The sequence below is a fragment of the Kribbella sp. NPDC055071 genome (assembly GCF_053608045.1).
On the sequence record NZ_JBSGUS010000005.1, the window covers coordinates 351,679 to 362,780 of the forward strand.

The window sequence follows — 11,102 nt, forward strand, 5'->3', positions numbered from 1 at the left end:
CCCGAGGAAGGACCGGTAGCGCATGCCTGCCAACTCCTTGGCCAACCTTCTGCTGCTGTCGACCGCCGATACCGATCTGCTGGCTGCTGCCGCGGCGGACGCCGGGTGGGCTGTGGCCAACCCGGCGCGGCTCGACCTCGCCGAGCTCACTCCACTGCTGAACGCCGCAGACATCGTGGTGGTCCGGCTGCTCGGCGGACGGCGGGCATGGGAGGACGGCCTCGACGCGGTCGTCGCGTCCGGCAAGCCGGCCGTCGTGGTGAGCGGTGAGGCCGCCCCGGATGCCGAGCTGATGTCGCTGTCGACCGTGCCCGCGGGTGCAGTGACCGAGGCATTGGCCTATCTCCGCGAGGGCGGCGCCGACAACCTGCGCAACCTGGCCGGATTCCTCCGCGACACGCTGCTCCTGACCGGCGACGAATTCGATCCGCCGCGCGCGCTCCCGGCGTACGGCGTGCGCGGGACGTACGTCGAGGACGACCGGCCGGTCGTGGGGATCGTCTACTACCGCGCGCACGAGATCTCCGGCAACACCGCGTTCGTCGACGCGCTCGCGGCCGCGGTCGAGGCGGCCGGAGCACAGCCCCTGCCCGTGTACTGCGGGACTCTGCGCGGCCTGGATCCGGCTAGTGCCGACAACGCCGACTTGTTCGACCTGCTGCGTCGCTGCGACGTCCTGGTCACGACACTGCTCGCCGCCGGTGGATCCGTCGCGGCCACCGCGAGCGCCGGCGGTGCTGACGACGCATGGGACGCCGGCGCGCTGGCCTCGCTCGACATTCCGCTGCTCCAGGGCCTCGCGCTGACCTCGACCCGCGATCAGTGGTTGGAGAGCGACGCTGCGCTGAGTCCGATGGACGCGGCGACGCAGGTCGCGATCCCGGAGTTCGACGGTCGGCTGATCACGATCCCGTTCTCGTTCAAGTCGTACGACGCCGACGGCCTGGCCCGCTATGCGCCGGATCCCGAACGATGCGCGCGGCTGGCCGGGATCGCGGTCGCGCATGCCCGGCTGCGGCACGTCCCGGCGGCGGAGAAGCGGCTCGCGCTGATGTTGTCGTCGTACCCGACCAAGCACGCCCGGATCGGGAACGCGGTCGGGCTGGACACTCCGGCCTCGGCCGTGGTCCTGCTCGGGCAGTTGGAGCAGGCCGGGTACGACCTCGGCGGGCTCGACCTGAGTGAGCTGCAAGGTGCCGAGGGCGCCGACGGTCTGATCCACCGGCTGATCGCGACCGGCGGACACGACGTCGACTGGCTGACCGACGAGCAGTTGGAGAACGCGGTCGCGAAGGTGCCGCTGTCGACGTACGCGCGCTGGCTCGGCGAGACGCCTGAGTCGTTGCGGACGGCAATGATCGAGGCCTGGGGTGAGCCGCCTGGCTCGCTGTACGTCGATCCCACCGGAGCCATCGCCCTGGCGGCCTTGCGTTTCGGGAACGTCGTACTGATGATCCAGCCGCCGCGTGGTTTCGGTGAGAACCCGGTCGCGATCTACCACGATCCGGACATGGCCCCGTCGCATCACTACCTGGCGGCCTACCGCTGGCTCGAGGCTTCCGAGCAGGACGGCGGTTTCGGCGCGCACGCCGTCGTACACCTCGGGAAGCACGGCACGCTCGAATGGCTGCCAGGCAAGGGAATCGGGCTCGCGGCCGACAGTGCCCCGGATGCCGTCCTCGGCAACCTGCCGATGATCTACCCGTTCATCGTCAACGATCCCGGCGAGGGGACGCAGGCGAAGCGGCGCGTGCACGCGACCGTCGTCGATCACCTCGTCCCGCCGATGGCACGGGCCGAGACGTACGGCGACATGGCCAAGCTCGAGTACTTGCTAGACGAGTACGCGACGGTGTCGGCCTTGGACCCGGAGAAGGTCCCGACGCTGCGGGCGCAGATCTGGACACTGATCCAGGCAGCCCAGTTGCACCACGATCTGCACACGTCCGAGAAGCCGGACGACGAGGAGTTCGACGAGTTCGTCCTGCACCTGGACGGGTATCTGTGCGAGATCAAGGACGTGCAGATCCGCGACGGGTTGCACATCCTCGGCGGTGCGCCGACCGGTGAGGCGCGGGTGAACCTGGTCCTCGCCGTACTGCGGGCTCGTCAGCTCTGGGGTGGTTCGTACTCCATCCCTGGGCTGCGGACGGCGCTCGGGAACACGTTCGGGGTGGACGAGGCGGAACTGTTGGCCAATCCGGGGGTTGCCGCCGACCTGGCCGACCTGGCGACGCTCGCCGACCTGCCTGCGGTCAGTGGCGCCGACGGGGTCGACCTGCTCGAGGCGGTCGCGCGGAAGCTGGTTCTCGGGATGGAGACGCTCGGCTGGGACGCGGCGAAGGTTCCGGTCGTGGTGGACGAGGTGCTGGCTCGGGAATCGTCGGAGGTCGAGGCGTCGCTGACCTTCGCGGCGACCGAGGTCGTGCCCCGGCTCGCGCGGACCCCCGATGAGTTGGGGAACGTCCTGCGAGCCCTGGACGGTCGCTTCGTCGAAGCCGGGCCGTCCGGGTCGCCGACGCGCGGGCTGGTCAACGTGCTGCCGACCGGCCGCAACTTCTACGCGGTCGACCCGAAGGCGATCCCGAGCCGCAACGCCTGGGATGTCGGGGTTGCGCTGGCCGACTCGCTGCTCGCCCGGCACCAGGCCGAGACGGGGGAGTGGCCGCGTTCGGTCGGTCTGACCATCTGGGGTACGTCGGCGATGCGGACGCAGGGCGACGACCTGGCCGAGGTGCTGTGGCTGTTCGGCTGCCGCCCGGTCTGGGACGAGGCATCGCGCCGGGTCACCGGGTTCGAGGTGGTCGGTCTGTCCGAGCTGGGCCGGCCCCGGATCGACGTGACGATCCGGATCTCCGGGTTCTTCCGGGACGCCTTCCCGCACGTAGTGGCGTTGCTGGACGAGGCCGTGCGTACGGTCGCCGCCCTCGACGAGCCGGCCACGGACAACTTCCTGCGCGCGCACGTGGACGCGGATGTTGCTGAAGGCAATGACCTGCGGTCGGCGACCGCGCGGGTGTTCGGGTCGAAACCCGGGTCGTACGGAGCTGGACTGCTACCGCTCGTGGACGCGCGGAACTGGCGCACCGACGCCGAGCTGGCCGAGGTCTACGCGGTCTGGGGTGGGTACGCGTACGGCAAGGACCTCGACGGCGCGGAGGCCCGCGGCTCGATGGAACGCGCGTACGCCCGGATCCAGGTCGCGGCGAAGAACGCGGACACCCGCGAGCACGACATCATGGACTCCGACGACTACTTCCAGTACCACGGCGGCATGATCGCGATGGTCCGCCACCTCACCGGTGCGAACCCGAAGGCGTATGTCGGGGATTCCGCCGTACCGGCGCAGGTTCGGACCCGGACGCTGGAGGAGGAGACGAAGCGGGTCTTCCGGGCGCGCGTCGTGAATCCGCGGTGGATGGCGGCGATGCGGCGGCACGGGTACAAGGGTGCGTTCGAGATGGCCGCGACCGTGGACTACCTGTTCGGGTACGACGCGACCGCCGGCGTGGTCGACGATTGGATGTACGAGACGCTGACAACGGAGTACGTCGCGAACCCGGAAATGGCGGAGTTCTTCCGCAAGTCCAACCCGTGGGCGCGGCATGGCATCGCCGAGCGGCTGCTCGAGGCGGCGCAACGTGGTTTGTGGGCGGAGCCGTCACCGGAGGCGCTCGAGACGCTACGAACGGCGGTACTTGAGACGGAAGGTGACATCGAGGACCGCGGCTGATTGGGTGGAGGTATGGCGCCTGAGCAGCTGAGAGTCCTGATCACCAACGACGACGGCTACCAGGCGCCGGGGATCCGCGCGCTCGCTCCCGCGATCGCCGAGCTCGGGTACGACGTCCTCGTGCTCGCGCCGCTCCTGGACGAGAGCGGCGTCGGCTCGGCCCGCGCCGGGATGGTCGGGCGGCCGATCCGGACCGCGACCGAGGAAGAGGGCGGGGTCACCTACATCGGCATCGAAGGTACGCCGGCCCTCGCGGTCACGCTGGCGTCCGTGGGCGCGTTCGGGCGGGCACCGGATCTGGTCCTGTCGGGTATCAATCGGGGCAGCAACCTCGGCGTACCGATCTTCCACTCCGGCACCGTGGCCGCCGCGCTGACCGCGGCCGGGCAAGGCCTGTCAGCCGTTGCCGTCAGCATGGACTCCGAGCGCCCGGCCCACTGGCAGACCGCCGCGACCATCACGGCCGAGGCGCTCGCCTGGATCGTCACCGAGCCCGCCGGCACCACCCTCACCATCAACGTCCCCGACCGGCCGCTCGACCAGCTCGCCGGCGTCCGCCACGCGACCCTGGCCCCGATCAAACGCTCCCGCCTGGTCGGCACCACCGCCCGCAACGGAGATCCGATGATCGAGCTGACAGCCCCGCATCCCGACCCGGTCGCAGGCTCCGACGAGGCCCTGCTCGCCGCCGGCTTCGTGACCGTCACCCCGATCGTCGGCATCCGCGAGATCAAGGACGACACCGCAGCCATCGCCCTCGCCAAACGCTTGTCGTGAAGCTCGTCGGCGCCGCGGCCCTCCAGCTACGACACCTACCTCTGGAACCCCGTCCGGCCCAGGTGATCGGCCGGTGTGAACCTCGTCGCTGAGGGGATCGGTGGGGTGTGTCATGATCGGGCGGACGGATGTGGAGGAACACCGGTGACCGGCTGCGGCGGTATGCGTGGCAGGGAGTCCGGGGCGGTCCCGCCACTGTGACCGGGGAGAGGATCTCCCGGGAGCCAGGACATCCACGTCCGTCGGCCGGACTGCGGTCTCCGTAGTACGGCGTACCGGCGCGGTAGCGGGCGTGGATACCCGCTCGACGAAGGGACCCACCGCTGATGCGGCCTGCCTCACCGTTCACTGGTTTTCCGTTCACCGCGGTGGTGGGGATGGACGACCTGCAGCTCGCACTGATCCTGGCCGCGATCTCACCGGCGATCGGTGGGGTGCTGATCCGGGGCGAGAAGGGTACGGCGAAGTCGACCGCCGTCCGCGCGTTGACCGAGCTCCTGCCGCCGGTGGACGTCGTACCGGGGTGTCGCTTCTCCTGCGATCCTGAGCACCCTGACTCTGCTTGCCCGGACGGCCCGCATGCGCCCGGCAGCGAGACCCGGCCGGCGCGGCTGGTGGAGTTGCCGGTCGGTGCGACCGAGGACCGCGTGCTCGGGTCGCTGCATCTCGAGAGGGCGCTGACCGAGGGCGTCACGGCGTACGAACCGGGTCTGCTGGCGGCGGCCCATCGCGGGCTCCTGTACGTCGATGAGGTCAACCTCCTGCATGACCACTTGGTCGATGTCCTGCTGGACGCGGCCGCGATGGGCCGTGCGACCGTCGAGCGCGACGGGGTCTCGGTCACGCACCCGGCGCGCTTCGTACTGGTCGGCACGATGAACCCGGAGGAGGGTGAGCTGCGGCCGCAGCTGCTCGACCGGTTCGGCCTGACCGTCGACGTCGTCGCCAGCCGGGATCCCGCCGTACGCGTCGAGGTCATGCGCGCACGACTCGGGTACGAGGCCGATCCCGCTGCCTTCGTGGCGTGGTACGACGGCCCGCAGCGGGAACTCGCCGAACGGATCGTCAAGGCCCGCGACCTGATCTCCGAGGTGATCCTGACCGACGCCGCCCTCCGCCAGATCGCCGAGATCTGTGCGTCGTTCGACGTCGACGGCATGCGCGCCGACCTGGTCACCGCACGAACCGCCGTCGCCCACGCAGCCTGGTCCGGCCGCGCAGTCGTCGAGGTAGAAGACGTCCGAGCCGCCGCCAAACTAGCCCTCCCACACCGCCGCCGCCGAAACCCCTTCGACGCCCCAGGCCTGGACGAAGACCAACTAGAACAAGCAATCAACAACAGCACCCCACCCCCAGAAGACCCGGACGACGACCCAGACGGCCCCGACACGCCCCCGCCCACCGGCGGCTCGGACACATCCGACGACAGCAACCCGGCGGACGCCGCCAACGACCGCAACCCGGGTGACGCCTCCGACGGCAGGAACCCGGCCGATGGCCGGGACGCCTCGGACCACCGCAACCCAGAGGATGGGCAGGTCGCTCACGACCCCGCCACCGGGCCGGACGTTGCCCGGGACTCGGCCGACCCGGATCCGGCCGACAGTCGCCCCGGCCAACCTGCGCCGGTTGGTGATGTGGTTGGGAGCTCGGAGCCGTACAAGGCTCGGTTGTTGAGTGTGCAGGCGGCCGGTGCTGGTGTTGCTGGGCGGAGGTCTCGGGCAATTACTGAGGTGGGACGCGTGGTTGGTGACCGGGGTCGGAACGGACGGGAGTCGGGTCGACCGCACTTGCTCGCGACCATTCGGTCGGCGGCTCCGCATCAGCGTGCGCGTGGTCGCGTCGGGGCGGGACTCGTCGTACGGCCTGCCGACGTCCGGCTCTCTGTGCGGGAAGGGCGTGAGGGAAACCTCGTGTTGTTCTGTGTGGATGCGTCGGGCTCGATGGGGACGAAGAAGCGGATGGGGGAGGTGAAGACCGCGATCGTCTCGCTCCTGCTTGACGCCTACCAGCGTCGTGACACCGTCGGCCTGGTCACGTTCGCCGGCGCGACGGCCACCGTCGCCTTGCCACCGACCGGCAGCGTGGAGACCGCCGTACGACGGTTGGAGTCGCTTCCGACCGGTGGGCGCACGCCACTGGCCGAAGGGCTGCTCCAAGCCGCGGAGGTGCTCCGGATCGCCGCCATCCGTGACCCACGCCGCCGTCCGCTGCTGGTCCTCGTCACCGACGGACGCGCTACCCAAGGAGACAATGCCTTCGCCCGCGCGCGGCAGGCCGCCGGATGGCTCGCCCAGCAAGGGATCGCGGCCGTTGTGGTCGACTGCGAACCGCATCGCGGCGTCCGACTCGGTCTGGCCGCAGAGCTCGCCGCCGACCTGGCCGCGGAGTACCTGGATCTCGGCGAAGTTGCCGCAGGCAACCTCGTCCGCACCGTGACCGACCGCCGGGCGGCCTGACATGCCACAGGGACAACCGACGTCGGTACCGCAGGACGGTCTCACCACCCGGCAACGCCGGAACCGCCCGTTGCTGATGGTGCACACCGGCGAGATGAAGGGAAAGTCGACGGCCGCCTTCGGGATGGCTCTGCGCGGCTGGAACCAGGGCTGGAATATCGGCGTGTTCCAGTTCGTGAAGAGCGCGAAGTGGAAGGTCGGCGAGGAAGGCGCGTTCAAGGCGCTCGGTCAGTTGCACGAGGCAACCGGTGAGGGTGGGCCGGTCGAGTGGCACAAGATGGGCGAGGGCTGGAGTTGGTCGCGTAAGGCCGGCACCGAAGCGGACCACGCCGCCGACGCGCTCGAGGGCTGGCGGGAGATCCAGCGCCGGATCGCCGCCGAGACCCACGATCTCTACGTCCTGGACGAGTTCACGTACCCGATGAAGTGGGGCTGGGTCGACGTCGACGAGGTGGTCAACACGTTGGTGAATCGCCCAGGCCACCAGTACGTGGTGATCACCGGACGTAACGCCGACCAGCGGCTCATCGACGCCGCTGACCTCGTCACCGAGATGACCAAGCTCAAACACCCGATGGACGCCGGCCAGAAGGGCCAGAAGGGCATCGAGTGGTGATCCCCCGGATCGTGGTGGCGGCGCCTTCCTCCGGGGCGGGGAAGACGACGGTCGCGGTCGGGCTGATGGCCGCCTTGCGCGGAGCCGGTCACGCGGTGGCCGGGTTCAAGGTCGGGCCCGACTACATCGACCCCGGCTTCCATGCGGTCGCGACGGGACGTCCCGGACGGAATCTCGACCCGATGCTGTCCGGCGAAGAACGCGTTGCGCCACTGTTCGTTCACGGCTCGGCGGACGCGGATCTCGCCGTGATCGAGGGCGTGATGGGCCTGTACGACGGCGCCCTCGGGACCGAGGGGTATGCCTCCACGGCGCACGTCTCCAAGTTGCTCAAGGCACCGGTCGTGCTGGTGGTCGACGCGTCGGCGGCAGGTCGCAGTGTTGGCGCTGTCGTCCAAGGTTTCGTTGCCTTCGACACCGAAGTGCGGATCGTCGGGGTGATCCTGAACAAGGTCGGCTCGGACCGGCACGAGGCTGAGGTCCGTGCCGGGGTGGTGCCGACCGGCGTGCCCGTACTCGGTGTCCTTCGTCGCGACACCCGCTTGACCGTACCGAGCCGGCACCTCGGCCTCGTCCCGGCCGACGAGCAGCGTGAGCAGGCGACCGCTGCCGTCGACGCAGCCGCCGAACTCGTCCGCCAAGGTGTAGACCTGCAAGCCTTCGTGGCCGCCGCACGCGCTGCGACCCCGTTCGACGCGAAGGCTTGGGATCCCGCCGCCGAGGTGGCTCCGGCTGAAGGCCGGCCGGTGATTGCTGTTGCCGGCGGCCCCGTCTTCTCGTTCCGCTACGCCGAGACAACCGAACTGCTCGCCGCTGCCGGCGCCGACGTCGTCACCTTCGACCCCCTCTGCGACCCGTTGCCGGAGGCAACCGCAGCCTTGTATCTCGGCGGCGGCTTCCCAGAACTGCACGCCGAGGCCCTGTCCGCCAACGCCGCCTTGCGCCGACAGGTCGCCACCGAGGTCGCGGCCGGCCTCCCGGTGATCGCCGAATGCGCCGGCCTCCTCTATCTGTCCCGCGAACTCGACGGCCACCCGATGACAGGCGTCCTGCCCGCAACCGGCCGCATGACCAGCCGTCTGACCCTTGGCTACCGTACGGCGATCGCCGCCACGACCTCCGCGTTCTTCGACGAAGGCCGCCGCGTCCGCGGCCACGAATTCCACCGTACGGCGATCGAGCTCGACGGCACGGTGGATGCGGCCTGGTACTTGCCGGGTGGGCTCGAAGGGATCGCCTTGCCGCGCGTGCATGCGTCGTACCTGCATCTGCACTGGACGGCGACCCCGGATGTGCCAGCACGCTTCGTCGCGGCCGCCCGCATCCACGCGGGCCTCGAGAAATGAGCCTGGTCATCGGAGTCGGTCTCCGCGCCGACACCGCCTACCGAGAACTGCGCGACCTGGTAGCCGAGGCACTGCAGTTCGCCGGCGCGGGGGAGGTGCGCACGGTAGTCACCGTCGAAGGGCGAGAGACTGAGCCCGGTCTCCAGCGTCTGGTCGCGTCGCTCGGCGCTGAGCTGCACACCGTGCCTGCCGCCGAACTCGCCCAGCAATCCGTGCCGACGCCCAGCACGAAGGTAGAAAGCCTGTCCGGAACAGCGAGCGTCGCCGAAGCAGCAGTCCTGGCAGTAGGCGCCGAGCTGCTCGTCCCGAAACGCCGCTCAGCCAACGCAACCGCAGCCGTCGGCCGCGCGCCGGTCGCCCACACCTCCGTCGCGGACCTCGGTCGCGCGCCTGTGATTCGCACTGGAACAGCAGCACCGGCTCCCGGATACCCCGCGGGGGAGCGGGCAGTGGTGCATCGGGTGATTGCGGAGCGACGGGATGTCCGGCGTGGATTTCTCGACGCGCCGATCGACGACGACTTGCTGACCAGAGTGCTGGAGGCAGCGCATCGGGCGCCGAGCGTGGGCCTGAGCCAGCCGTGGGATTTCCTGCTGATTCGCGACGCCGCGACGCGGCGGAAGATCCACGATCTCGCGACCGCGCAGCGGGACGCGTTCGCGGCATCGCTGCCGGCCGATCGGCGCCAAGCGTTCGACGGGCTGAAGATCGAGGCGATCCTCGACACCCCGCTGAACATCGCCGTGACCTGCGACCCCGGTCGCGGCGGGAGGCACGTACTGGGCCGGCACGCGGATCCGCGGACGACCTGGTTCTCCGCTGCCATTGCCATTCAGAATCTCTGGTTGGCCGCGCGGGCGGAAGGACTCGGCATCGGCTGGGTTTCGTTCTTCGAGCCATCCGAGGTCGCCGCAGTACTTGACCTACCGGCCCACATCGAGCTGGTCGGGTACCTGTGTGTCGGACATGTGGAGGAGTTCGCCGCGGCTCCTGAACTCGTGCGGTCCGGCTGGGCTTCGCGCAGACCACTCGCCTGGGCAATCCACCACGAGGAGTGGGGCCGGCGAGACGCATCGATCGTCCACGACGCGATGCAGGCTGGTGAGAACGCCGTACCGGCTGCTGGTCGTCAGACTGTGCATGTGGTCGTCGGCGGCGATCCGGCCGAGTACCTGAAGCAGCCCGATGCGCTCGTCGTCGTGCTCGACGCCAAGAAACCACCTGCTGACTTCGGTGTGCTCTGGCGACCGGCCCGGACACCGGTCGAGGCGGTCGAGCTCGGAGTGGAGATCGCCCGCGATCTGGCCTTGCAGGGCGTCGGGGTGCTCGTCGTACAGGTAGCTGAGCAGTCCGAAACTGCAGCTGCGCTGGCCCGCGGACTACGGGTCGGTGCGGACGCGTGCGGCGTTGATTGCACCAGTGGCCGGGTGGGATGACACACTCACCGCCATGACAACGGAGTCTCCCCTGTACGTGCCCGCGTTCTCGATGAAGCAGCGGGTCACCTTGATGGCGAACAAGTACGAGCTGATCACCACCAATCCGGACGGGAGCGATGGTCCGCTGCTGGCGTTCGCGCAGCAGAAGCGGATGGCGTTCAAGGAGCAGGTCACCTTCTACACCGACGACACCAAGACCCAGCCGGTCTTCTCGTTCAAGGCGCGCAAGACGATCGACCTCGGCTCCGGGTACGACGTGACGGACGCCGACGGCAAGCCGATCGGGTGGTTCAAGAAGCAGTTCGGCAAGAGCCTGTTGCGATCCAGCTGGGAGCTGACCAGCGAGAACGGCGTGAACTCCACCGGGACCGAGCGCAACGCGAAGGTCGCGATCATCCGCCGGGTCTGGGAGTTCGTCCCGTTCGTCGGCGAGATCCCGCTGCCCTTCATTTTCCACTTCGACTTCACCGACGTGGGCACCGGGCAGCCGGTGCTGTCGGTCGAGCGGAAGATCTCGGTCCGGGACCGGTACCGGATCACGGTCCAGGACCAGCGTCTCGACTTCCGCGTCGCCGCCGCGATGACGGTCGCACTCGACGCGCTCCAGAGCCGCTGACCGCCCTGTACGCGACGGGGGTGTGGTGGCGCGGTCTCCGGGCTGCGTGATGGTGCTGGTCGCGGTGGTGTGCGTCAAGGGCGCCTTCGGCGTCGCTGCGCGATCTTCGACCCTTG

Annotated in this window: 7 protein-coding genes and 1 riboswitch; all 7 genes read left to right on the plus strand. The window is 69.5% G+C overall.

Features of this window, described 5'->3' with window-relative positions; translation table 11 throughout:
• Window positions 1-22: 22 nt before the first annotated feature.
• Complete coding sequence (cobN, locus tag ACWF4Z_RS12010) at window positions 23-3,733, plus strand: cobaltochelatase subunit CobN (protein ID WP_452243000.1); 3,711 nt, start codon at window positions 23-25, stop codon at window positions 3,731-3,733.
• A 12-nt stretch (window positions 3,734-3,745) separates the two neighbouring features.
• On the plus strand, window positions 3,746-4,510 hold the full coding sequence (gene surE / locus ACWF4Z_RS12015) for a 5'/3'-nucleotidase SurE (RefSeq protein ID WP_452243001.1): 765 nt from the start codon (window positions 3,746-3,748) through the stop codon (window positions 4,508-4,510).
• A gap of 111 nt (window positions 4,511-4,621) precedes the next feature.
• A riboswitch (cobalamin riboswitch) is annotated at window positions 4,622-4,765 on the plus strand.
• A 71-nt stretch (window positions 4,766-4,836) separates the two neighbouring features.
• Window positions 4,837-6,969 carry a putative cobaltochelatase gene (locus tag ACWF4Z_RS12020; RefSeq protein ID WP_452243002.1) on the plus strand — a complete coding sequence of 711 codons (2,133 nt, stop codon included), beginning with the start codon at window positions 4,837-4,839 and terminating at the stop codon, window positions 6,967-6,969.
• Between the two features lies 1 nt (window position 6,970).
• A complete protein-coding gene (cobO, locus tag ACWF4Z_RS12025) occupies window positions 6,971-7,585 on the plus strand; it encodes a cob(I)yrinic acid a,c-diamide adenosyltransferase (protein ID WP_452243003.1) in 615 nt (204 codons plus the stop codon).
• The gene (locus ACWF4Z_RS12030; protein ID WP_452243004.1) at window positions 7,579-8,931 is read left to right on the plus strand and encodes a cobyrinate a,c-diamide synthase; all 1,353 of its coding nucleotides are present in this window, start codon (window positions 7,579-7,581) and stop codon (window positions 8,929-8,931) included. Before cobO ends, ACWF4Z_RS12030 begins: the two co-directional genes overlap by 7 nt.
• Window positions 8,928-10,367 carry a 5,6-dimethylbenzimidazole synthase gene (gene bluB / locus ACWF4Z_RS12035; RefSeq protein ID WP_452243005.1) on the plus strand — a complete coding sequence of 480 codons (1,440 nt, stop codon included), beginning with the start codon at window positions 8,928-8,930 and terminating at the stop codon, window positions 10,365-10,367. Before ACWF4Z_RS12030 ends, bluB begins: the two co-directional genes overlap by 4 nt.
• A 13-nt stretch (window positions 10,368-10,380) precedes the next feature.
• Window positions 10,381-10,986 (plus strand): hypothetical protein, encoded by a 606-nt coding sequence (locus tag ACWF4Z_RS12040; protein ID WP_452243006.1) that lies wholly within the window; start codon window positions 10,381-10,383, stop codon window positions 10,984-10,986.
• The last annotated feature ends 116 nt before the right edge of the window (window positions 10,987-11,102 follow it).